Origin of the sequence: Pseudovibrio sp. Ad5 (assembly GCF_001623095.1) — a bacterium.
Taxonomy (GTDB): Bacteria; Pseudomonadota; Alphaproteobacteria; order Rhizobiales; family Stappiaceae; genus Pseudovibrio.
On the sequence record NZ_LMCH01000059.1, the window covers coordinates 12,586 to 34,572 of the forward strand.

Consider the following 21,987-nt stretch of genomic DNA (forward strand, 5'->3'; position numbering starts at 1 on the left):
GTATTCGCAATCCATTTTACTTCTGACTTAGCGCATACCCCATTGCCGCGATCTGCCAGATGTTTTGAACCTAAGGAATTTTTCATGACCCACCATAGAGATCGTACTCAGGTTGCGATTATCGGCGGCGGTCCTGCTGGTTTATTACTCTCTCACATCCTGAGCGAAAACGGCGTGGACAGCGTTGTCCTGGAACAGCGCAGCAAAGACTATGTTCTCTCTCGCATTCGTGCTGGTCTTTTAGAGGCCGGCACAGTCCAACTGCTCCGCGATTATGGCCTTGCGGAGCGTATGGATAAGAATGGTAAGAGCAAAAAAGGCTCATGGATTACGCGGCAGGGCTTTGAAAGTCATTTCATTGATACGCACAAATGGACTGGCAAGGAGATGATGGTCTACGGCCAGACCGACATCACCGAAGACCTGTATGACGCCCGCGAACGCGCTGGCGGCAACATCATCAACGAAGCCACTGATGTGACCCTTCATGATGTGACCTCTGACAAGCCTTCTGTGACCTACATGAAGGACGGGCAGACCTGTCATCTGGACTGCGACTACATTGCTGGCTGCGATGGCTTCCATGGTGTCAGCCGCAAGACCATTCCTGACGACATTTTGCGTACCTACGAGCGGGCTTATCCGTTTGGTTGGCTTGGCATCATGGCGGAAGTGCCACCCCTGCCAGATTTGGTTTATGCCTATCATGAGCGTGGCTTTGCACTTGCTTCGCAGCGAAACCGCCTGCTGAGCCGCTACTACATTCAGTGCCCGTTGACAGACAGTGTTATGGACTGGTCCGATGAGCGGTTCTGGGAAGAGCTGATCGCCCGCTTCCCTGCGGATGTGGCGTCAGATATCGTCACCGGACCCTCTATTGAAAAATCTATCGCGCCACTCCGCAGCTTCGTGGCTGAGCCAATGCAATACGGACGTATGTTCCTCGCAGGCGATGCTGCTCACATTGTGCCACCAACCGGAGCGAAGGGGCTCAATCTGGCGGCCTCTGACGTGTTCTATCTCTCACGCGGATTGATTGAGCAGATCAAGAGCAATCAATCCGCTCATCTGGAGCGTTATTCCGAGCTGGCGTTGCGCCGTGTGTGGAGCTCTGAGAATTTCTCGTGGCGGATGACGCAGTTGATGCACGTCTTCCCGGACATGAACGGGTTCGATGCCAAAATCCAGCAGAACAGCTATGAGCTTCTGCTGCAAAACGAGACCCAGCAAAGAGCGCTGGCAGAAGAATATGTTGGCTTACCGTTTGAAGAGCTGGACGCGCTGACTTTATCAGCCGCTTAATCCAGCGATTGGAGAGAGGTCCATCCCTCTCTCCCCACCACGAGAACGCGGCTGACTATTCTGTTTTGTCAGCAATTTCAATAATCGCTGCGGCAAAGGCCTCAGGGTTTTCTTGCGGCAGGTTATGTCCTGTACCCTCGACGAGACGCGCCTCATAATATCCGTTGAAGTTTGTCTCGTGCCCTTTGCTGTGCCGCGGTGGGCTTACGCCATCATTGGCACCAAGCAATGCAATGGCTGGCACATTGATCTTCGGCTGCGCAGTGAGCAGAACCTCGATCTTCTCAAAAGCGGGATCTCCCTCAACCAGCCCAAAACGGTGCCTATAGGAGTGGATGACAGTCTCAACGAAATCAGGATTGTCAAAGCTCTCGGCGCTTTCGCGGAAGGTTCGGCGAGAAAACTCCCAGGTGGGTGACCATTGCTGCCAGAGCATTTTTGTCAGATCTTCGCGGTTCTCAGTCAGGCCATTCCGGCCACGTTCACTCTGGAAATAGTACTGATACCACCAGAGCTGTTCCTCCTCAGGCGAGGCAGGTCGGTAAGCTGCGGGGATGTTCTGGATGTTGTAGGCCACCCCGCCACTCACGAGCCCCCTCACCTTTTCCGGCCAGAGGGCTGCGGCGATACAAGCCGCACGGCCACCCCAGTCATAGCCCGCAACAATCGCCTGCGGCAGCTCCAAAGCCACCATCAGTGACCGCAGATCAAAGGCCAATGCGCCTTGCTGACCGGAGCGCGGCGTTTGAGGAGACAGATATTGGGTTGGCCCGTAGCCACGCAAGTAAGGGATGATGCATCGAAAACCGCGATTGGCGAGAATAACGGAGACTTCGTCATAGCTGCGCACATCATACGGAAAGCCATGAAGCAGAACAGCTGGAACACCTGATTTCGGCCCAACATCCATATAGGCGACGTTCAGCACCCCGGCTTCAATAAACTTCATATGTCCAGTCCCCTATATCGCGCGGTCCCTTGCGCAACACTATAGATCAGGCCTGCTATGAGAAAGTAATAAACTTTCATACTCAAAAGCCTCCGAACAGCCAAAATCGCCTGTTCGGTATGCCGAAAGACCCAAGCCGATATTCAAAAAGCCTTCAATACTCCACTTAACTCTGACAAAGACTGAATTTCTGCATCAGCTCGTGTGGGAAGATCTGTGGGCCAGATAGCCCCATTTGGAAACCAAACGGATTTCATTCCAACTGTTTGGGCCCCGGAAACATCAGCCGTTGGAGAGTCGCCAACAAAGACGCAATCCTCGGTCCGCACTGATAGATTTCCAGCTGCAAGTTGAAAAATCTTCGCATCTGGTTTTCGCAACCCAACCGCCTCTGAGATAATGTAGTCGTCGGCGAGCCGGTCCAAATTTAGAGCCAGAAGAGACCTCAACTGTATGTCGGTCCTTCCGTTAGTGACAATTCCGATTTTTGCACCCAAGGCCCTGATTTCACTAAACGCCTCGTTAAGCCCCTCAAACGGCATCGCAAATCGCCATGCGTTTCGCATGTAGTGATCGTATAACTCAGCTGCGAGATTTTGGTCGTCTATTCCAAACTCTTTGAATAGCGTTTGGTACACTTTATATTTTGACGACCTCCCGCGATTGTCGAGCTCCAACAAACGAGCCACGACATGAGAAGGAGTCGGGAACACGTTCGGGTACTGGTTGTTTAACTGGTCTTCTGCGAACGCCTTCAATGAAGACGTGCGAGCAAAAAGCGTTTCATCAAGATCAAATATTACTGCAGAAATCATAGCTGGACTGTGAACACCTTGACGGCAGTTCGTCAAGTTCCGCTTTAGCCACGCTCCGCCTGCCCAAGCATACCAGTTGTTGGAGATGGTCAATTCAGGATGACGCTTTATTACTCAGTGTGAGATTTTTTGGCTTCGCAACATCAGCAAGGAGGAAGCCATTCTGCAAACTCACATTTAAGGCGGGCAACTTCTTCTGCATTTTGCATGAAGCAATCGAAGCCGCCGTCATAGGGCGCAAATATGCGCGATGTTTCCCGGTTCATGAGTAGAAAACGCTCTTCATCCTGTGCTGCATCTTTAAGGGCTTCGCGATAGACCTCAGGAAACCAGCGAACCTCATTGCCGTAAAAGCCTATGGTTTCCTCTTCGCCCCATGGGTCATCCTCATACTTCCATTTGAACCAGTACTTCAGACGAAACTGATCAAGAAGCTTGTGACTGTAAGGGAGAGGATACTTATCGAAATTGGGGAAATACGAGATGAAGAGGCAATTCTGCCCCTCCTTTAAAATCCGATTGGCCAGTACCCTGCCTCTGTTAAAGACAATTGCAGCTTCTTCCGGCGTTTCTGCGTATCGTCTTGTATCCGGCAGTGCATGGAACCTGACCCACCTTTCGGGCAGTACATCACGGAGGTAATGGCTATAGGGAGGGAGGTCTCCAAAATAGCCTTTCCATTCATCAATGAACCTTTTCACAATGATACAACCCTGTCTCAACCACTCAGCGGAACCATTGAATAATCAGAGGACACTTAGTTGAGATTGGTTCGAATTTTCCTAGGTAAATAGCTGCAATCCGTTTTGAATTGAGAAGAATTACAGGAACGCCTTCACATCTTCTGTGCTCTGCATGGCCTTAGAAAAGGCCGCAAAAATGCGGGTGGAAACGGGATTGCTCACGGCTTCAAATTCCGCATGCCACTGAATGCCAAGGAAGAACGCTTTGTCTGGATGATGAAAGGCTTCAATCACGCCGTCCTCGGAAAGAGCATCAAGCACCAGCCCGTCCCCAAGCGTCTCAACCGCCTGTTCGTGCAGAGAGTTTACCTGATGGTCGCCTTCACCAAGGATAGAGTTCAGCAGTCCATCCTCCTCAAGGATGAGTTGATGAGCTGCCCCGTATCTTTGTTTTGGTGGCAGCGTGTAGTCGATGGGGTGGTGCAGCGAAAACTCATGGTTCGCATAAAGGTCATTTCGGATGGTGCCGCCGAAAGCCACATTCATTTCCTGCATGCCGCGGCAAATTCCAAGCAGTGGCAGGTCATTTTCAAAAGCGGCACGGATCAGCGCAAATGCGGAAGTGTCGCGTTTGTCATCAAAAGGGCCATGGCTCTCCAAGGTGCCGTCATTGTTGTAATACGCAGGCTGAATGTTGGAGGCGTCCCCTGTCAGAATAAGCCCGTCCACTAGCGACAGTACATGAGCCAGTTCCGCGTCCTTCAGGAGCGTTGGGATGATGAGAGGGATTGCCCCAACAGCCTGCAATGCGGCTGTCAGGTACTTATCATCAATGGTTTGCGTTCCAAGGCCCGCATCTTCTGAGGAATTCGCCAAAATTCCGACAATGGTTCTTTTATCAGCAGCCACGCTCTGCGGCGTGGTTTTGCCAGTGTTGCTTGTCATAAGCGTATCCCTTCAGGGCACGAAAACTCGTGGCGCACCTACGCGCTCAAAATCAATGGAAGAATAATTATCGCTTCAGCGATTTTGCGTAATGTGTCTCAATGCGCTGTTGCACAAATTCCAGCATGACCGACATGACCCAGTAGATGATGGAGGCGGTGATCAGCATCTCCAGAATCTTGAAGTCAGATCGTCCCTGCGTTCGTGCAATGAACATGATGTCCCAGACGCCGACGACCGAAACCAGCGAGGAATCCTTGAGCATCGCGATGAACTGGTTGCCCGTTGGCGGCACAATAACCCGCATGGCTTGGGGCAGAATGACTTTTCGAAACGTCAACAAACGCGGCAGGCCCAACGCATCCGCAGCTTCCCATTGCCCAAGTGAGATTGACTGAATGCCGGAGCGGAAAATCTCGGTCATGTACGCCCCATACACCAGCGACAGCGCGATGATTGCTGCTGGAACGGGCGAAATGACGTAGCCAATCTGCGGCAGGCCGAGATAGATCAAAAAGAGCTGCACCAACAGCGGCACGCCGCGAAAATACGAGGTATAAAATGCCCCGACACCTTCAACCACACCAATGCCCGAGAGCTTGGCCGTCGCCCCCAGCAAGGCAAAGATGAAGGCCAGTGTGATCGCAATGGCAGAGACATAAAGCGTCGTGAACGCCCCTGTTGTAATCAGGAATGGCAATTTGCGACCGATAAACTCAAAACTCAGCTCAAAGCTCAAAAAGAACCCGAGAGCCCCTGCAGCAAGCAAAAGCCACACGGTTATCAGCTGAGCCCGCCGGGACAGGCTGAGGACGAGAAACCCCAGCCCTGACACCAGCAGGAAAATCACCATGGATACAGAAAAACGCCCCCACCAGCCGGCAAGTGTTTCCTCACTCATCGCAGGGCGAAGGAATGACCCGATCAGGCCTTGATTGAACGCGAGAAAGAACGCGAGCACGAAGGCAAGTGAACCAAGCGTTGCTGCAGCTTTCAGGCGGGCTGGACCCTGCCTGAAAGCACCATTGGTGAGTGTGACCATGATCTTACTTAACGCTCACGAGGTCCGCGCCGTGCCATTTCACGGAGAGCTTGGTCAAAGTGCCATCACTCTTCATGTCCTCAACAATGGAAGCCAGCTTGTCGCTGAGCTCTTTGTCGCCTTTATCAATCGCAATCGCCAGCGGCTCATAAAAGATCGGATCACCCAGCTGTTTGATCGGCAGGCCCTTCTTCATCGCCTGCTGAATAACAGGAACGGACTGCGCCAATGCGTCAAGGCGCACGCCATCGCCCAGAGACAGCTCGTCAAACTCGTTGATATCGCTGTAAAGTTTGATTTCACCCGGTGTCACAGCGTATTCGAACGCCGGTGCGCCAACCGCATCAATCTCAAGCTTGTGCTCCAGGTACTTGTGGTAGGTGGACGAGCCCACAACGCCGATCACCTTGCCGTCCAGATCCTTAAGCGATGTGGCCTTGGAGTTTTTGTGAACCGCAAAAGCTGCCGGGGTGTAGTAGTACACGGCAGGGAAATCCAGCACCTGTGCGCGGGCTTTTGTTGGGGTCATGGACCCGACAACCATATGCCATCTGCCAGACCAGCGGCCCGCAGTCATGATTTCCCAACCCGGCGTTACAAACTGCACCTCAACACCAAGACGCTTAGCGATCTCTTTGGATACGTCAATGTCAAAGCCCTGCAGTTGGTTGTCGTCTCCCATAAACGCGTTCGGGCGATAATCAGAGTTAGAGCCTACGAGCAACGTCTTGCTCTTCATGATCGCATCCAGAGCCTCTCCCGCCTGTGCGCTCATGCCAACAGCGCTTGCAGAGACAAATAGTGCAGCCCCTAAAATGACTTTTCCGGTATTTTTAAACATCCCAACCCCCAAATTCGTCATTATGACGGATATTTCTCAAAGTTTTGGGCAGTTTATAAGTGCGGGTTAGAGCAAGACAAATCAGTCTGATTGATCCACGTATAGAAAAACTCTATACATCACTCATGGCTATCTCTCGACGTTTCGTCCCTACCCTTCAGGAATTACGCGCACTCGCGGCAGTTGCACGGCACAAATCCATCTCCGCTGCCGCGCGGGAACTGAACGTCTCACAACCAACGATATCCTATCATATCAAACAGTTAGAAGAGCGTTGGGACGTTAAGCTGTTCCGTATGAACGGGCGCAATCTGGAGCAGACGGAACTGGTTCAGGATATCCTTTCGGAAGTCTCAGCAATCAACAATGGTATAGAGAACCTCTCATATCTCCTCGCCAGCCAGACCGCACGAAAGCAGCTCACAATCGGCATTGCGCCCTCTCTCGCCTCCATCATGCTGGTACCACGTCTGGCCCAGTTCTCCGCCTCGCATCCTCATGTGGCGATCCGGATCAGTGCAGCCAATCGCTTCGTTGATTTTGCGGAGGAAAAGCTCGATGTAGCGCTGCGCTTGCTGCCCAAGCCTGAGGGCGATCTCGGCGCATCGCCGCTTATTCCCCTGCCGCAAGAGCGGATGCGTGTGGTGTGCTCACCAAACTATCTGGAGAACATCGCAGGAGAGCGTCTGGCACCGCATTCAGCGCCGGTTGAGCTCTTTGCCAAAGCTGATTTCATTCATGAAGACGAGGCCTTCCACTGGCAGAAGTATCTGGAAGCCAGTTGGCCTGACTTTTCCGGCCAGATGGTGCAGCAGCTCACCTTCAACAACACGGACTTAATCCTGCAAAGCGCTATTGCCGGACGTGGCTTTGCCATTCTCAGAGATCTCTATGTCATAGATGCATTGAATGCAGGCACGCTTGTTGAACCGTTTGCTGAGACGCTCCCTTGCCAGCGTGCTTTTCAGTTTGTCTTGCCAGAAACATCTATCCCCTCAGCCCCGGTTTGGGATTTCATTAACTGGCTGAGTGACGAGATGACAAAGATGCAAATCCGCTAAGCAACTTGCCCCCAAAACCATCTGGATAAGATAGTCAAGCTGACACTCATGCTCCCGACATATTGTCAGTTTGCCCGCATCGTTGCCGTCAAAGTGCCAAGGAAGTAGTCACTTGACCTTCCATCTGCCCAAAAAACCATCAAGCAAACAAAGGGCTTCATTTAAGTGATTATCAATAATTCACTTTAGCACTATACAATATTTACTGGTTATGTATTGTCATATTAAATAGATAAAACCCATATAATCATAAAAACAGATTTCCACATCAATAAATACAACAAAATTAAAATCACTAAATCAAATTACGGAAACAAACTACTTATATGATGATGAGCAATCAAATTATTCATCCAAACCGCAAATTAATTTACTTATTGCGGCGGAATCGAACTTCGCTATACGAAAGAGATCAGGAGCTCAGCGTCCAGCCCGGCAACATGACCGGACATACACCTCTCGGGAGGACAGGCCTTCAAAAGTAGGCTTGGTCTGACTGCAGAGATATCGTAGGGTGATAGCAGGGCATACCCGTTTAGCGGGTGCCAGCACACTAGCCCAAAGCCAACGGCTGAGCATAGTTATTGTCCTTTTCAGAGCCGAATACGTTCAAGAAACTCTTTTCTTATTGGAAGGAAAAGGATGGACATTCATCAACTCAAAACCTTCGTGACGGTCGCGCGCGAAGGCAGCATAACCAAAGCTTCAGAATTGCTCTTTCGCAGCCAGCCAGCTGTCAGTGCGCATATCAAAAACATGGAAGAGACATTGGGATTAACGCTCTTCCAACGGACACCCCGTGGAATGGCGGTCACCCCCGACGGACAACGCCTCCTCACGGAAGCGCATCAGTTGCTAGACCGGCACCAGAAGTTTCTGGAGGAAGCATCGCGGTTACGCGGAAGTCTTGCAGGCAATTTGACCCTCGGCGCTGGCCGCAACTCAAGCACAGGCGTTGTGAGCAATCTGCTTGCGGCCATGTCTCAGGAGTTCCCCGAGGTTGAAGTTGAGCTGCAACACCGCCCCTCTGTGAAGGTGTTGGAAGGCATTCGCAATGGCAGCCTCGACGCCGGATTTTATACGGAAACGGGCGAGGATGACGCGGGACTGTCTACCTTGGAGATCTCCAATTTCTGCGTTTACCTCGCAGCCCCTGCGGACCTTGTGCCCGTTGCGGCTGAGGTGAACTGGAAGGCGCTTGAAAACGTGCCCTGGATCTACCCAAGCGGCAATTCCTGTTGTGGGCGTGTGGCAAGGGACCTTCTGGACACGCATGGCATCAGGCCCAAGCGGGTAATCAATGTGGATGATGAGGGGGTTACACGTGCTTTGATTGCCAGCGGTGTTGGTATCGGGCTCGTTCATGCCAACTCAACAAACCCTCAAGAGAACCAGGGCGACATCGTCTTGCTCTCGCAGGTGCAAAAATCAGCCCGCGTGTTGTTTGCGCACCTTTCCTGCCGGAAAGAAGACCCGGTGATTGCGGCAGTTCGCTCCATTCTGGCGACAGACAATTGCACGAGCCTTTCGTTTCAGGACGACCGAACACTAGAGGCGGCGCTTATCGCCTCCTGACACTTTCAAAAGAACCAGATTTGCAAGACTTCAGCTCAGCAATGGGCTGAAGTCGCTGCACCCTGCTTTCCAGTTGGGCGGATGGCTGCTCTGCTCAGTTGGCGTTAAAGACAAAAACAATCCGGAATACTGAGGAATTTTTTAGCGCAAACCCATTGTTTAATTCTCATCGGGAGAAGCCACATGCAAAGACTTCTTTACAGCCTCAGCGGAGCCTCCGGGCAACATTACTCCCCGCATGTCTGGAAAATTATGATGTCCCTGAAGCACAAGGGCCTCGATTTTGACCTGAAGCCGGTTTTCTTTGGCGACATTTCCAATATTGAAGACGGATCCTTCACCAGCGTTCCGGTGCTCAACGACCAAGGCAAGCTTTTAGGTGATAGTTTTGAGATCGCCGAGTATCTGGAAGACACCTATCAGGACGCACCCAGCCTGTTTGATGGTGCTGGCGGTCTCCAGCTTTCCCATTTTGTGGAGAGCTACTGCAAAACCGTCCTGCACCCGACATTGGCGGTGATTGCTGTGATGGATATGTACAACATCATGAATGATGCCGACCGCGCCTACTTCCGGCCTGCACGCGAAAAACGGTTCGGAAAACCTCTCGAGGAGATCTACGCAGGGAGAGACGCTGAACTGAGCACTTTGCCGGAGAAGTTGAACCCTGTGCGCGACCTGCTCACCAATCAGGATTGGTTCGGTGGTGAGAGAGCTATGCATGCAGATTATGTTCTGTTCGGCACCTTGCAGTGGTGCAAAGTGTGCTGCCCAGATCCAATTCTTGCGCCAAGCGACCCTGTCAATTTGTGGTTTGAACGCATGTTGGATCTTCATGATTACATGGGTCGCAAAGCTCTCAGTGAAGCTGTTGCCGCCTAGCGCTGTCTATATTTCGCGCAACTCCAAATTACTAAGCCCTTCAGAAGGCATCGCATTTTTTTGCGGTGCCTTCTTTTTATGCAACCGCCTGTATTATCAATAATTTAGAAGCGACAACTTCCGCTGAGGCATTCCTCATCTATCCTGAGGGAAGCCATCAGTTTTTTCAGCTTGTTCAAAGCAAACCTTTCCGGCTCCATAGGGCCACACGAAAAAATATTACTGGACGCGAGGAACAAATTTCACCTCAAAACCGGCAGAGCAAACGGAGATTTATCGGAGTCTGCGCGTGCTACCGCTCTGCACATGCATAAGAACAACGACAAGCCAACGCAGTTTGTCAGGGGAGCGCCTCGCGCAAATCCTGCATCGGCATTTTTCAGTCTTTCTTCCCAAGTGAAGGATCAGAGAATTTATGGATGCACATATTGAAGCCTCGGACTATTTGGCCAAAGGAACAGCCCCACTGTCCTTTGATTGGGTCCGGCAAGTTCACACTCTGGGGCCGACTGGTACGAACTGCGAGAGAGCAGCTCTGACATGGGTACAGCGTCACTGCAAAAACGCCGAAGTCTTTCTTCACCCGACCATGGAAATTGCAGCGGAAGCCGTTGCTCAATGCCGCAAGTCCGTTTTGCTGAGTGTCGTCGCCTACCCGCATCTTCATTCTATTATTTACGAGCACATCGGCCAGCTGAAACTGATGGACGTGTTCATCATGAACACCGACAACATGGTGCTGGCCTCTTCTACCGGCAAAACACCAGCCCTTTGCGCAACGCATCCGGCACCGGAAAAGCTGATCCCGGCCTCTATTGAGCGCAAGTACGTCACCAGCAACGCGCAAGCCGCGGCTGTGTGCGCCAAAGGCGAGGCTGATGGCTGCATCACCACGCTGTGCGCCGCCAACGAGTTTTCTCTGACAGTCCTGACAAAGCACGGCCCCGTGCCTATGGGCTTCACCATTCATGGTCCGTTGCAGGCCGCAACACAGACCCAGCCTTCATTCACCAATGATTTTCAAAACCCCAACAGGAGGGAATTTCATGACACAGAAAGCTTATGAAACACCAATCGATATCCGCTACCGCGATACAGATTCAATGGGTCATGTGAGCAGCCCGATCTACTACGATTACATGCAGTCCGCTTATCTTGAATACATGCATGATCTGCTCAAGCTGCCTAAGTCTGAAAAGCTGCCGCACATCATGGTGAAGACCTCTTGTGACTACGTTTCTCAGGCTCTTTACGGCGACCATCTGGTTGTGTTGAGCCGTGTGACAAAGTTTGGCGGCAAGAGCTTTGAGATGCAGCATGAAATGCGTCTTGGTGATGCAGATGGCCGCGTGGTTGCCAATGCAGCGTCCACTCACGTGATGTTTGATTACGAAAAGCAGGCAACCTATCCGGTGCCGGATGAGTTCAAGACTGCGGTTGCAGCTCTGCAAGAACCTGCCCCTCATCATCAGCCAGCTTAAGATCCGTCACTTTTGAAATCTGGAGATCTCTGATGGATCTACAATGGAATGAACGTCAACAGGCTCTGCGAGCAAAGTATGCTCAAATTGGCAGCCAGATTGACCACTCAGAGCTTCACGCTGGCAAGCAGGCATTTGATCAGAACACATGGGACCGGCTTTTAGAAGCCGGTCTCTGGAAGATCATCGTCCCGGCTGAGTATGGCGGTGCAGGCACGGACTGGTGGGACTTTACCGCTGCTCTGGAAGGTCTTGCATGCTCTGTGCGTACGCCGGGTATCCTGCTTTCTATCATCGCACAGGCAGGCATGGTTCATGCACTCAACCTGTTCGGCACGGAAGCGCAGAAGAAGGATTATCTTGGCCGTATCCTGAAAGGGAAGCTCAGCGCAACTGCGATTGCAGACCCTGATACGGGCACAGATGTGCGCTCCACCTCCTCTGTGCTGACACCGGGACCAAATGAGACGTTCATGCTCAATGGTGCCAAGTACAACATTGCCCATGCGCCTGTGGCGGATTTCACGCTTGTGGTGTGCAAGCTGGATGGTCATGCGCGTGACGGTATCTCGCTCATTTTGCTGGATGCAGGCACCAAGGGCCTTGAAGTTGGCGACTACGACCAGAAGCTCGGCAATCTGGATTTGCCAACCGGGCCGATGAAGTTCACCAATATCCCGCTGCATTACGGTGATCTGCTTGGCGTTCCCGGCAAGGGCCTGCGCAACCTGATCACCTTCGTCTCCCTCGGCAGACTGTATTACGGTCTGGTTTCGGCATGGATGATTGAACCGATGCTGAAGGAAGCGATGCGCTACGCTCAGGAGCGTCAGACCTTCGAAGTGCCGGTGCTTGAGTTCCAGTACGTGCAGAAGAAGCTCACCGACATGCGCATCTCCGCAGAATCCGCCAAGTGGACGGCCTATGGCGCGCTCCAACAGCTTCTGTCCGGCGCACCGGAAGCCGGCATGACCTGCTCTATTGCCAAGCTGGTTGGGGCTGAAGCGATCACCAGTGGTGCGATTGATCTGCTCAAGCTCTACGGCACCAAAGGCTATCACCAGGGCGAGGTTTCGACCTTCCTGCGCGATGCACTGGCGTTTTGCGCTGTGGGCGGCACTGAAGAAATGCACCGCCGCAACATCATCAGCCAGATGAAACGGCTGGAGGCGAAAGCGGCAAAAGAAGCAGCGCCCGTGCGCGAAGAACGCGTACTTGAAACAGCATGATTTGATGCAGGCCCCGATATTGCCGGGGCTTTGCACTCTTTTGCATTTACAGGAGACTTTTATGGAATTCGCCAAAGTCGCATTAGCGGCCACTCTTCTGGCAGCAACAACCGCCGCTCCCACTCTGGCAAAGAATGGTGTTGAGCGTGTGCCAACCAAGATCGATTGGCAAGCAGCCAAATCCGCTGCAAAGCGATCACTCGCGAGGGACCCAGCCGCCGTGGAGAAGTTCGTCGCCGCTACAACTGGCAAGCTCAGTTACATTGAACTGCCAGTCTTGATTTTCGGCAGTGATGCGAAGATGGAGACACCACAGTTCGGAAGCCAGAACTCATCCTATGCTGCGTTTTACACTCTGGAAGGTGCGCAGATCAGCATTCTCGGTTCTCACAGTGTGCTGACCGGAACGGAAGATCTCACCGAGCATCATAAGGCAACAGCGCATGAATCCATCGGCAACGGGGCAGACTACAATCTGAACCGCTATGGGGCGCATTACACAATCCGCCTGACCTGCGATAACCCGATCAAAGACACGCGCTGCCGTAAGTCTGATTTTCTTCAAAGCGTCGTTCAGACCCTCCTTGTTGTGAATGGAGCAAACCAATGATGCGATTTATCTATCTCTGTCTGGCCCTGACCTTTGGCTTCTCCGCTCACGCAGATGACAGCTCCCGCTTTATGCAGCCGGGTGACCTGATTGCAGACACCGGCAAGGGTGTTGCAAGCCATGCCATCTTTTTCCCAAACATGCGGTTTCCGGTGGAATCCGGCCCAGCCTATGCCAACTCTCACGCTTATGCACCGGGTGGCTTCAAGGCTGATGGCGGGTCCGAGTGTGATCCGGTGAACTATTCCTACCCATGGCGCGATAACTTTTGCGAGTTCCGCAGGGCCGATCTGCCAGTTTGCGCGTCAGGCGGCCATCAGGGGCAAGACATTCGCCCGGCATCATGTGAAGCCAGCAAGCACTGGGCCGTTGCAGCAGAAGACGGCATTGTTGCCCATGTAGGTCGTTTTGGTGTGACCATCCAGAGCGCCACCGGCACGTTGTATCGTTATGTGCATTTAGACATGGCCACTCTGCAGGTGAAGCCAATGGACAAGATTGTCCGCGGCAACCGCATTGGCAAGATCTCCAACAACTGGCTTGGGCCGCTACCAATCCATCTGCATTTCGATGCAAAAGACACGGTGTTGCTGAACGGGGAACCGAAATCAGTGTTCCTGCCGCCTTACACCAGTCTCGTGGCATCCTATCAATTGATTATGGATTGATCAGCTGAGATTTGATCACGAAGGGCGCCTTTCACGGTGCCCTTTGTGCTTTTCAATGTTCTCCTGAAAAGGGAAAAGAAATGGAAGATATTCTCTGGGTCTTTGGCTACGGCTCACTCATCTGGCACCCTGGCTTTGAACCTGTTGAGCAAGTGCCCGCCCGTCTTGATGGCTGGAAACGCCGGTTCTGCCTGTGCTCGCTGCGCTACCGCGGCACATTTGAAAAACACGGCCTGGTTCTGGCGCTGGATGCAGCACCCGATGCTTATTGCAGCGGTGTGGCTTTGGGTATTCCTCGCGATGGACAGGAGAAGGTGCTGGAAGACCTGCGCAAACGAGAGCTGTTCAATCCGGCATATAGAGAAATCATCACCACGCTTAAACTGCAGGATGGCCGCGAGGTTGAGGCACTCACCTATGTGGTCAACCGCGAGCACGAGCAATACGGCCAGTTTAACGCCGAAGAACAAGCTCAGATCATCGCGACAGCTGCTGGCGAACGCGGCCCGAACTGTGACTACCTCTGGAACACAGCAGATCACCTGACAGAGCTCGGCATCGCAGACCCCGACCTGGACTGGCTCTCAGACCGCGTGCGCTCGATACGGTCTGCTGCAGTAGCCCCAGCCTAAGCAAACCAGCACGTTGCCAAAACGTGCTGGTCCTCTTTTCAGCTTGCAGCGTTCGTTTCCGGTGCTTGGGTGCAGATGAGTTCGCCCTGTTCCAAATGACAGACTTTGTCTGCCAGCGAACGGGCGGCGGCATGATCATGAGTGAAGAGCACCAGAGCCATCTTCTTGTTGCGCATCACACTGCGCAGGATTTCCAGCACCTGACTGCGGGCCTGCATGTCCAGAGCTGAGGTCGGTTCATCAGCTACCAGACACTGAGGCCGTATTGCCAGTGCCCGTGCAATCACCAATCGTTGCGCTTCACCGCCGGAGAGCTTTCTGGTTTTACGGCGCAGGAAGTCTGAATCCGTCGGCAAGCCAACCCGCTCCAGCAACCGCGTGAGCTCAGACTGGTCCCCGCCAGACAACATCAGCGCTTCTTTCAGGACCTCATAGACCGTAAAATGACAGGCCATAGCGCGGTGTGGGTGCTGTGGTATCAACGCCACCACGGACTTGCCGCGCCCTTCCTCATTCTGCCAATAAACAAAGCCGTCCTGCACAGTTTCATAACCGCTCAACAACCGCGCAAGCGTGGTTTTTCCGCTCCCACTTCCCCCCAAAATCGCAAGACACCGGCCTGCCGGCACAAATGCAGAAATGTTGGAGAGCAAGGCTCTTCCATCAAAGCTGTGATGCAGTTTATCAAGGGTCAATCCATGACCACTACGCGCCTCCAACTCCGGATACCCCCCTTCTCCACTTGCCAGGATCGGGGCTGAGTTGTGCGCGTTTCGCCTCAGTTTCAGCAGTTGCTGGGTGTAGATGCTGCGTGGTCTGTCGAGCACCTCTTCAGCTGTCCCGATCTCAGTCAATCTGCCTTTGCGCAGAACAGCCACATGGCTTGCCAGACGGCGTGCCAGTTCAATATCGTGCGTGATCAGCATCTGGCAGCGGTCCTCACTCCCAGCCTGAAACGAGCGAATGGCGATTTCCCGATTGAAACTATCCAGCGCGGCGGTCGGCTCGTCCATGATCAGAAATTCAGGCGAGTTCGCCAGAGCAAGCACCGTCAGCACGCGCTGAATTTCACCGCCGCTCAGAGCCGAGGGATAACGATGTAAAAGACGCTCCGGAATATTCCCTCTGGCACATTCCTCAAGCGCATCCCGCTCATAAAGCCCATGTGCCTGCAGCATCTCCTGCACATGTTGCAGAACGGTCAAATGAGGGTTTAATGCATCCGACAGCGCTTGCACGATCAGGCCTGCAGAACATCCCCGCATGCCTTGCAATTGTGCGCGTGACGAGCGCAGGACATTCATGTCTCCCAGCCAGGCCTCTCCATTCCAGCTGAAATGACTGGAAGCCAAGGGCTGTTCATCTTCTGCCAACCGGCGCCCTTGAATGAGACCCATGAGAGAGCGGGCGAGGCTCGTCTTGCCACCGCCGGGTTCTCCAATAACCGCCAGAGTTTGCCCTTTGTGGATCTCAAAAGAGACATCCTCAAGCAAAGACTGGCGACCATAGTAAAGATTAAGCTGCTCAACGCGGATCATGATGTTCCCTTCCGTTGAGGCTGCCGTTTGACATGTAGCCTTCACCAATAATCAAAATGCCAACGAGAAACAGTGAAAGCGCACCCGCTGGCGGAAGCAAGAGCCAGAGCCATGCATCCGTATAAAGATAGTCCATTGAATCCTGTATCATACTGCCCCAGGTCAGCAGCCTTGGATCAGTCAGTCCTAAAAACCCGAAACCGGCAGTTTTGAGGGCTGCCTGCCGTACATTTTGCAAAAACAAACCAACGATTGCGGGCCAGATCGCGGGTAGGATGTGGTGGCGCAGACAGTATCTACGACTGGCCCCCATCCGCCGCGCAAAATGCACGTTCTCGCGGGTCAGCTCCCGCAGCAAAATCGGCAGAGCAACGCGTACATCCTCATGCCAGCCAGTCAGCGACAAAAGCACGACAAGCCCAAGGAAACCGGGTTGTATCCAGGCCGCCAGCAGCAGCAATAACAGGATGGACGGGATCACCTGCAGCACGTCCACCAATCGCAAGACCGCACTGCGAATGCGCGGCCCGCCAAACGCAGCCAGACTGGACGCAGCCAAAGCCAGCGCGAGCGCCGCGGTGGCTGTGATGAGTGCAAGAAAAACCGTGATTGGAGCAGCTCTTACAAGACCGACAAAAACATCCTGCCCAATCCCATTGGTGCCAAGCCAGTGGTCCATGCTCGGGGCCTGCAAAACATCCGGGCTGGTTTTGTAATGAGGCAAACTTTCTGACAGCGCAAAGCCTGCCATAACCAGCACAGCTGAGGCAGCAATCGCTCCTCGTGAAATGAAACCAGCACTTTGTGTGATTGGTGACCAATAACCAAGCATGAGATCACCCTCTACGCGCCAGGCTTGTTGCGACAGCATCAATGACCCAGTTCAGCAGCAGAACCAAACCAGCCATAACGATAACCGCACCCTGCAACAAAACGTAGTCACGATCCAAAATAGCGTTATAAATCAAGTGCCCTGTTCCGGGATAGGAGAAGACAATCTCAACGAACAGGACAGCACCAAACAAGCCAGTCAGCGCATCACTCATTCGTGCCAGAAAAACCGGAAACAGGCTTCTCCCGTAATAAGCCGTGCGCAAGCGCCAGCCTTTGATGCCACGCCCGCAGGCATTGAGAATGAAAGGCCGCTGAGACAGCGTGATCGCCTCTCCCCGTGCCAGAAAATAGAACCGGGATATTTCGTGCAGTGACAGGGCCAGTACAGGCAACACAGCGTGACGGGCGATATCAAAATCTCGCTGCAACGGGTTGCTGCTGGGAAAAAACGGCTCAGATCCACCGGAGGGCAACACGGGCCACACAATGCCGAAAGCAAGCAGCAACAGCACGGCAGAGGTGAATGGCGGAATGCTGGCGACAACCGTCACAACGCCAGTCGCAATCCTGTCAAAGAAAGCCCCAGGCGCCTTGCCAGCTTCAATGCCACCAGCAGCCCCTGCCAGAAGAAAAATCGGCGCAGCGCAGGTGATCAGAAGCAAGGTCCAGGGAATAGATGCTCTGAGCAGTTCCGAGACAGGGGCAGCATGCGGAACCGAGTACCCCAGATCGCCTCTGATAAGATCCCAAAGGTAAACGCCAAGCTGCTGCGGCCAATCTCCCGCCAGGCCGAACTGAGCGCGGAGTTCAGCACTCTCCGCACCAGTGAGGTTACGAGAAAGATCAGAGGCAAGAAACACCTCAACAGGATCCCCTGGAAGCATTCGCGGTAAAAAGAACACCAGCAAAACCAGCAGGGCAAACACCAGAAGGCGGATGCCAAGGCCAGACAGCATGTTTAAAATAATCGGAGGTACCACAAGAACGGCCTGTCTGTTGTTGGTTGTCTTATGCCAGCCCCCCGAAGGCAGCTGACAATGGGTGTCCAGCTGATCAGTCAACCAGATAGGATTTATGGAGTGCTGAAGGGACGCCGATCGCCACACCGCCGGGCATAAACTGAAGGGCTGAAAGCTTATCGTTGTAAGCCGTCACCATGTGAGGATTTGCGATGGCATAAGCTGGTAGTTCTTCAGAATAAGCCTTCTGAAATTCGCCCAGAATTTTCTGCCTCTCCGTCTTATTGGTTGCAACAGACTGTGCAATCACCAGCGATTGCAGATGCTCACCCTGATAGCCATCGCTGGCCCATTTACGCCCAAAGACACGGCGCATGATTCCATTCGGATCGCCAAGAGTACCGGAGGCATAGAGGGCCAGATCATAATTGCCCTCAGACAGAGTGTCCTGAAGCGCGGCACGCTCCAAAATGCGAACCTCCAGCTCTATGCCAAAGGTCTCCAGTTGTTCTGCAAGGACTTTCGCTGTTTTGCTTTCACGCCTGCTGGCAAGAAGGCGTAAAACAACCCGCTCTCCATCACGATACCACAGCCCATCTTCTCCTCGGTCCCACCCTTTAGAGAACAGCAGATCAGTAGCCCGCCGAGAATTAAAGGAATACTCAGGATGCTTGTCTTGGGAATGCCAGGGCGACTCTTCCTGAATGAACCCGGTATCTGCAACATCCGCTGTTTTTTGGAAAACAGTTTCGATGATGGCAGGCCGGTCAATCGCATAGGCAATCGCGTGGCGAAGCGTCTTGTCGTTGAAGCGTCCGCTATGGTTGAATCCAAGGCGCAGGGAATGGTGGCTAAACGCCTTGGCAACGTTCATGCCTATCACTTCGGCCTGTTCCAAACGGTCCGGAGGCAGATAGGAAATCACGTCAATCTCCCCAGCATGAGCCGCCCGCAACGCCGCGTCTGTTGCCATCTTCACAATCGCAATACGCTTGAATTTCGGCTTGCCCAGATAATAGTCTGCATTGCCTTCCAGCACATAGCGCCCTTGTGCCTTGCTGTACTCAACAAGGCGGTAAGGTCCGCTACCAATAACAGCATCCGGTTCCGCAAAACGCTGTGGTTCAACCACATCCTGATAAACGTGTTTTGGCAGGACTGGCATGGAAAGCAGGAGCCCGTTCAGCAACCCTGCATCTGGCTTTTTGAGAAAGATCTTGAGGTGATCAGGAGAGATAACCTCGGCTTCTCTCACATTCTCGACGGAAACAAAAACGTACGGATGTTCCTTCATGTAGCTGAAAGTGAAAGCTGCATCCGCCGCTGTAACCTGCTGCCCATCATGCCAGGACGCACGCAAATCCAAATACAGATCACAGGTCAAGCCATCCTTGGAAACAGTCCAGCGCCGCGCCAGTGCAGGAACCAGTTCGCCGTCTTTCGACTGGCTCAACAGGCTATCAAAAACGTATGTGGTGTAGAGGTAACCAATGCCGTTTCTGCCATGAACATAAGGCGCCAACATCCCGCGGTCTCCGCGGGCATCGGTTATAACAAGCTGGTTTATGGGACCAGCAATCCCCGCAGCTATTGTCAGCAGCAGAGCCGCGACAGCTGCGATTACAACGCGCACAAGGGGTTGGTGAAAGATGTGCATGTCTCAGACTTTCTGAGCGGGACGCACGGCAACATGCGCATCCTCAGGTTCCGGATCATGGCTGCCACGCAATTTGCGCAGTTGGCTGGTGGTCTTCTATAGGGACATAGGGTTTGATATCCAGAATTGGCGTGCCATCGATGCAATCCAATCCACTCACTGTCAAAACGTTGCCGTCCCGTTTGATTAATTCAACCGAGCTCAAACCAATCGGGTTCGGGCGGTTGGGTGAACGGCTGGCAAAAACACCACGTGCTGCTTCCTCTCCGCGGGCGCGCCGAACAAGCGCGGTTCCGTCAGAGTGGTGCAGCCAGTACATCACCCAAAGATGAGAGGCCATCGTGATGTTCAAAAGCGCATCCGCATAAGGAGAAGCAATTTCCAGTTGGCTCTGGGCAGGGTTGCGACGACTGGATTTCGGGCATTCGCGCGTTTCTGAGAAGCCTGAGCGCACAAAGCCAATCGGGTTCATGATGATGCCTGAAGACACCGTGGTTTCCTGCGGGTTATTCATTTATGAAGCCGTAATAGGTTGCAAAATTAAACACTTAACGTCTCCAAAGCCAAAGCCTACCTTAACAACAGATCGATACTTGGAGACGATATCCGAGTAAATTCGATTTATCAGATAGGCTACCTCAGCTTTTCTGAGGGCGCATTGATCAGCATATTCGAAAATGCTGAGGCTATGCCTCTGATAAATCGATTGGATTATTGGCAAGCGCGAAAATCATAGTTCTGGCACCTCATTTTTCAAAATCAGAATCACAGGTCGCTATGACAGATCACACCCAGCACGACACAGCTCCGGCCTCCGGGCTCAGTCCCACGCCCGAAAAAATAAAATCCTCGTTTAACACCAAACAGACCTGGCAGTTTCTTGGAGTGGCTATTGCCGCCACAATCGCGGGCCTTCTGGCTTCCGCTTATCTGCCTGCTGGCATGGCCGTTGCTGCGGTTTTATCCGTTGGTTGCCTCGGCTTGTGGGCAACAGGTGTGGTGCCGGAATACTGGACCGCGCTCGCCTTCTTCTTCGTTGCCATCGTGATAGGCATTGCTCCGCCGGACGTGGTGTTCTCCGGCTTCCAGACGTCAACCTTCTGGCTGCTGTTTGCAGGCCTTGTGCTTGGCGCCTCCATCAAGCACACCAAGCTGGACAAACGAGCTGCCGTTCTGTTGATGCGTTTGCCGCTCAACAGCTATGCCGGCTTGGTCTCCAGCATTGTTGCCTTCAGTGTGGCGCTGGCGTTTGTGGTGCCGTCTTCCATTGGCCGTATCATGATTTTGCTGCCGGTGATCTCCGCCCTTGCTGCACAGATCGGTTTCAAGCCCGGCTCCAACGGGCGCACAGGTATGCTGTGTGCGGCGGCCTTTGCGACCTTCGCTCCAGCCTTCACCATTCTGCCTGCCAATGCCCCCAACATGATCCTCGCGGGGATGAGCGAGAGTCTGTATGACCTCAGCATTTCCTATTGGGATTACCTGCGTCTGAACTTCCCGGTTCTGGGCATCCTGAAATCACTCATCCTTATCGGTCTGACGCTGGTCCTGTTCCCGGACAAACTTCCTCAGGACGCGCATGAGACCACAGAGGAAGTACCACCCGTTAGTGCTCCTGAACGGCGCCTGATGATCATTCTGGCCCTGTGCCTCATCTTCTGGCTGACGGACAGCCTGCATCCGATTGGTCCTGCATGGGTTGGTCTTGCTGCGGCTCTCGCCTGCTTCTGGCCCAATGCCAAGCTGACTTCCAAAACCTGCATCAATCAGGACCTGAGCTATGGCTCTCTGATGTTCGTCGCGGGCATCATGGGGCTGGGAGCGGTTATCTCAGTTGCCGGACTGGGTGAGGCTTTGGTTCAGGCTGTTGGCGGCAAAGCCGGGTTTGCTGAGGACACACCAATTTGGAACCTGTCCGTCCTCACTGGCCTGTCGACACTGGTTGCCATGGCAACAAACCTGCCGGGTGTGCCTGCGGTGATGACCCCTGTTGCCGGGGATCTGGCAGATGCCACTGGCCTGCCCTTGCAGACTGTTTTGATGACGCAGGTTATGGCGTTTTCCAATGTATTTCTGCCGTTTCAGGCGCCGCCACTGGTCGCCGCCATTCAGGTTGGAAACCTGCCGCCGAAGGCCGTGATCAAACTGTGCCTGACGCTGTTTGCGATCAGCCTGTTCCTGCTTGTCCCAATCGACATGCTGTGGTGGTACCTACTCGGATTTCTTTAAGCACCCTCAGGCGGGCCCACACAAATACTGAGGCCCGCCTTCCATTCTTTCGATT

Annotated in this window: 22 protein-coding genes; 11 read left to right on the plus strand and 11 right to left on the minus strand. The window is 53.2% G+C overall.

The window, feature by feature from the left end; all coding sequences use genetic code 11:
* Positions 1 to 84: 84 nt before the first annotated feature.
* Positions 85 to 1,302: a 4-hydroxybenzoate 3-monooxygenase gene (gene pobA, locus PsAD5_RS16375; RefSeq protein WP_063292851.1), complete on the plus strand. Its 1,218-nt coding sequence runs from the start codon at positions 85 to 87 to the stop codon at positions 1,300 to 1,302.
* Positions 1,303 to 1,357: 55 nt separating this feature from the next.
* Here the strand turns inward: pobA and PsAD5_RS16380 are convergent, their stop codons facing one another.
* The 6 genes from PsAD5_RS16380 to PsAD5_RS16405 form a co-directional block, all read right to left on the minus strand.
* Positions 1,358 to 2,251 (minus strand): alpha/beta fold hydrolase, encoded by an 894-nt coding sequence (locus tag PsAD5_RS16380; RefSeq protein ID WP_063292852.1) that lies wholly within the window; start codon positions 2,249 to 2,251, stop codon positions 1,358 to 1,360.
* 143 nt (positions 2,252 to 2,394) lie between these two features.
* Complete coding sequence (locus PsAD5_RS16385) at positions 2,395 to 3,066, minus strand: HAD family hydrolase (protein WP_063292853.1); 672 nt, start codon at positions 3,064 to 3,066, stop codon at positions 2,395 to 2,397.
* 143 nt (positions 3,067 to 3,209) lie between these two features.
* Complete coding sequence (locus PsAD5_RS16390) at positions 3,210 to 3,767, minus strand: DUF3885 domain-containing protein (RefSeq protein WP_057461494.1); 558 nt, start codon at positions 3,765 to 3,767, stop codon at positions 3,210 to 3,212.
* A gap of 120 nt (positions 3,768 to 3,887) precedes the next feature.
* Positions 3,888 to 4,694, minus strand: coding sequence for a gamma-glutamyl-gamma-aminobutyrate hydrolase family protein (locus PsAD5_RS16395; protein WP_063292854.1), 807 nt, complete (start codon positions 4,692 to 4,694; stop codon positions 3,888 to 3,890).
* Positions 4,695 to 4,761: 67 nt separating this feature from the next.
* Positions 4,762 to 5,736, minus strand: a complete 975-nt coding sequence (locus tag PsAD5_RS16400; RefSeq protein ID WP_063292855.1) for an amino acid ABC transporter permease — start codon at positions 5,734 to 5,736, stop codon at positions 4,762 to 4,764.
* A gap of 4 nt (positions 5,737 to 5,740) precedes the next feature.
* On the minus strand, positions 5,741 to 6,577 hold the full coding sequence (locus tag PsAD5_RS16405) for a transporter substrate-binding domain-containing protein (RefSeq protein WP_063292856.1): 837 nt from the start codon (positions 6,575 to 6,577) through the stop codon (positions 5,741 to 5,743).
* Between the two features lie 125 nt (positions 6,578 to 6,702).
* On the opposite strand from PsAD5_RS16405, the gene PsAD5_RS16410 reads away from it, so the two are divergent.
* The 9 genes from PsAD5_RS16410 (at position 6,703) to PsAD5_RS16450 (ending at position 14,715) form a co-directional block, all read left to right on the plus strand.
* A complete protein-coding gene (locus PsAD5_RS16410) occupies positions 6,703 to 7,638 on the plus strand; it encodes a LysR substrate-binding domain-containing protein (protein WP_063292857.1) in 936 nt (311 codons plus the stop codon).
* 642 nt (positions 7,639 to 8,280) lie between these two features.
* Entirely contained in the window at positions 8,281 to 9,213 is a 933-nt protein-coding gene (locus PsAD5_RS16415; RefSeq protein ID WP_057461499.1) for a LysR family transcriptional regulator, read from the plus strand.
* A 183-nt stretch (positions 9,214 to 9,396) separates the two neighbouring features.
* On the plus strand, positions 9,397 to 10,095 hold the full coding sequence (locus PsAD5_RS16420; protein WP_063292858.1) for a glutathione S-transferase family protein: 699 nt from the start codon (positions 9,397 to 9,399) through the stop codon (positions 10,093 to 10,095).
* A 415-nt stretch (positions 10,096 to 10,510) separates the two neighbouring features.
* Positions 10,511 to 11,161, plus strand: a complete 651-nt coding sequence (locus tag PsAD5_RS16425) for a prephenate dehydratase (protein WP_057461501.1) — start codon at positions 10,511 to 10,513, stop codon at positions 11,159 to 11,161.
* Positions 11,142 to 11,576: an acyl-CoA thioesterase gene (locus PsAD5_RS16430; RefSeq protein WP_063292859.1), complete on the plus strand. Its 435-nt coding sequence runs from the start codon at positions 11,142 to 11,144 to the stop codon at positions 11,574 to 11,576. The genes PsAD5_RS16425 and PsAD5_RS16430 overlap by 20 nt, the downstream gene beginning before the upstream one ends.
* Positions 11,577 to 11,608: 32 nt before the next feature.
* On the plus strand, positions 11,609 to 12,805 hold the full coding sequence (locus PsAD5_RS16435) for an acyl-CoA dehydrogenase family protein (protein ID WP_063292860.1): 1,197 nt from the start codon (positions 11,609 to 11,611) through the stop codon (positions 12,803 to 12,805).
* A gap of 61 nt (positions 12,806 to 12,866) precedes the next feature.
* The gene (locus PsAD5_RS16440; protein ID WP_063292861.1) at positions 12,867 to 13,415 is read left to right on the plus strand and encodes a hypothetical protein; all 549 of its coding nucleotides are present in this window, start codon (positions 12,867 to 12,869) and stop codon (positions 13,413 to 13,415) included.
* Positions 13,412 to 14,083 (plus strand): M23 family metallopeptidase, encoded by a 672-nt coding sequence (locus PsAD5_RS16445; RefSeq protein WP_063288024.1) that lies wholly within the window; start codon positions 13,412 to 13,414, stop codon positions 14,081 to 14,083. The genes PsAD5_RS16440 and PsAD5_RS16445 overlap by 4 nt, the downstream gene beginning before the upstream one ends.
* Before the next feature lie 80 nt (positions 14,084 to 14,163).
* Positions 14,164 to 14,715 (plus strand): gamma-glutamylcyclotransferase, encoded by a 552-nt coding sequence (locus PsAD5_RS16450; protein ID WP_063292862.1) that lies wholly within the window; start codon positions 14,164 to 14,166, stop codon positions 14,713 to 14,715.
* Between the two features lie 38 nt (positions 14,716 to 14,753).
* Here PsAD5_RS16450 and PsAD5_RS16455 read toward each other — a convergent pair whose 3' ends face one another.
* The 5 genes from PsAD5_RS16455 to tsaA are packed head-to-tail and all read right to left on the minus strand — an operon-like array spanning position 14,754 to position 20,217.
* The gene (locus PsAD5_RS16455; protein WP_063292863.1) at positions 14,754 to 16,253 is read right to left on the minus strand and encodes an ABC transporter ATP-binding protein; all 1,500 of its coding nucleotides are present in this window, start codon (positions 16,251 to 16,253) and stop codon (positions 14,754 to 14,756) included.
* Positions 16,240 to 17,124 carry an ABC transporter permease gene (locus PsAD5_RS16460; protein ID WP_244272093.1) on the minus strand — a complete coding sequence of 295 codons (885 nt, stop codon included), beginning with the start codon at positions 17,122 to 17,124 and terminating at the stop codon, positions 16,240 to 16,242. The genes PsAD5_RS16455 and PsAD5_RS16460 overlap by 14 nt, the downstream gene beginning before the upstream one ends.
* Positions 17,090 to 18,148, minus strand: a complete 1,059-nt coding sequence (locus PsAD5_RS16465; protein ID WP_244272094.1) for an ABC transporter permease — start codon at positions 18,146 to 18,148, stop codon at positions 17,090 to 17,092. Before PsAD5_RS16465 ends, PsAD5_RS16460 begins: the two co-directional genes overlap by 35 nt.
* A complete protein-coding gene (locus PsAD5_RS16470; RefSeq protein ID WP_063292865.1) occupies positions 18,141 to 19,703 on the minus strand; it encodes an ABC transporter substrate-binding protein in 1,563 nt (520 codons plus the stop codon). Before PsAD5_RS16470 ends, PsAD5_RS16465 begins: the two co-directional genes overlap by 8 nt.
* A 55-nt stretch (positions 19,704 to 19,758) precedes the next feature.
* Positions 19,759 to 20,217: a tRNA (N6-threonylcarbamoyladenosine(37)-N6)-methyltransferase TrmO gene (gene tsaA, locus PsAD5_RS16475; protein WP_063292866.1), complete on the minus strand. Its 459-nt coding sequence runs from the start codon at positions 20,215 to 20,217 to the stop codon at positions 19,759 to 19,761.
* A gap of 263 nt (positions 20,218 to 20,480) precedes the next feature.
* Between tsaA and PsAD5_RS16480 the strand changes: the two genes are divergently transcribed.
* The gene (locus PsAD5_RS16480; RefSeq protein WP_057461510.1) at positions 20,481 to 21,932 is read left to right on the plus strand and encodes an SLC13 family permease; all 1,452 of its coding nucleotides are present in this window, start codon (positions 20,481 to 20,483) and stop codon (positions 21,930 to 21,932) included.
* The last annotated feature ends 55 nt before the right edge of the window (positions 21,933 to 21,987 follow it).

Coding starts and splice junctions, on each gene's coding strand:
- pobA (WP_063292851.1), top strand. CDS start 85: ATGACCCACCATAGAGATCGTACTCAGGTTGCGATTATCGGCGGCGGT.
- PsAD5_RS16380 (WP_063292852.1), bottom strand. CDS start 2,251: ATGAAGTTTATTGAAGCCGGGGTGCTGAACGTCGCCTATATGGATGTT.
- PsAD5_RS16385 (WP_063292853.1), bottom strand. CDS start 3,066: ATGATTTCTGCAGTAATATTTGATCTTGATGAAACGCTTTTTGCTCGC.
- PsAD5_RS16395 (WP_063292854.1), bottom strand. CDS start 4,694: ATGACAAGCAACACTGGCAAAACCACGCCGCAGAGCGTGGCTGCTGAT.
- PsAD5_RS16400 (WP_063292855.1), bottom strand. CDS start 5,736: ATGGTCACACTCACCAATGGTGCTTTCAGGCAGGGTCCAGCCCGCCTG.
- PsAD5_RS16405 (WP_063292856.1), bottom strand. CDS start 6,577: ATGTTTAAAAATACCGGAAAAGTCATTTTAGGGGCTGCACTATTTGTC.
- PsAD5_RS16410 (WP_063292857.1), top strand. CDS start 6,703: ATGGCTATCTCTCGACGTTTCGTCCCTACCCTTCAGGAATTACGCGCA.
- PsAD5_RS16415 (WP_057461499.1), top strand. CDS start 8,281: ATGGACATTCATCAACTCAAAACCTTCGTGACGGTCGCGCGCGAAGGC.
- PsAD5_RS16420 (WP_063292858.1), top strand. CDS start 9,397: ATGCAAAGACTTCTTTACAGCCTCAGCGGAGCCTCCGGGCAACATTAC.
- PsAD5_RS16425 (WP_057461501.1), top strand. CDS start 10,511: ATGGATGCACATATTGAAGCCTCGGACTATTTGGCCAAAGGAACAGCC.
- PsAD5_RS16430 (WP_063292859.1), top strand. CDS start 11,142: ATGACACAGAAAGCTTATGAAACACCAATCGATATCCGCTACCGCGAT.
- PsAD5_RS16435 (WP_063292860.1), top strand. CDS start 11,609: ATGGATCTACAATGGAATGAACGTCAACAGGCTCTGCGAGCAAAGTAT.
- PsAD5_RS16440 (WP_063292861.1), top strand. CDS start 12,867: ATGGAATTCGCCAAAGTCGCATTAGCGGCCACTCTTCTGGCAGCAACA.
- PsAD5_RS16445 (WP_063288024.1), top strand. CDS start 13,412: ATGATGCGATTTATCTATCTCTGTCTGGCCCTGACCTTTGGCTTCTCC.
- PsAD5_RS16450 (WP_063292862.1), top strand. CDS start 14,164: ATGGAAGATATTCTCTGGGTCTTTGGCTACGGCTCACTCATCTGGCAC.
- PsAD5_RS16455 (WP_063292863.1), bottom strand. CDS start 16,253: ATGATCCGCGTTGAGCAGCTTAATCTTTACTATGGTCGCCAGTCTTTG.
- PsAD5_RS16460 (WP_244272093.1), bottom strand. CDS start 17,124: ATGCTGTCGCAACAAGCCTGGCGCGTAGAGGGTGATCTCATGCTTGGT.
- PsAD5_RS16470 (WP_063292865.1), bottom strand. CDS start 19,703: ATGCACATCTTTCACCAACCCCTTGTGCGCGTTGTAATCGCAGCTGTC.
- tsaA (WP_063292866.1), bottom strand. CDS start 20,217: ATGAATAACCCGCAGGAAACCACGGTGTCTTCAGGCATCATCATGAAC.
- PsAD5_RS16480 (WP_057461510.1), top strand. CDS start 20,481: ATGACAGATCACACCCAGCACGACACAGCTCCGGCCTCCGGGCTCAGT.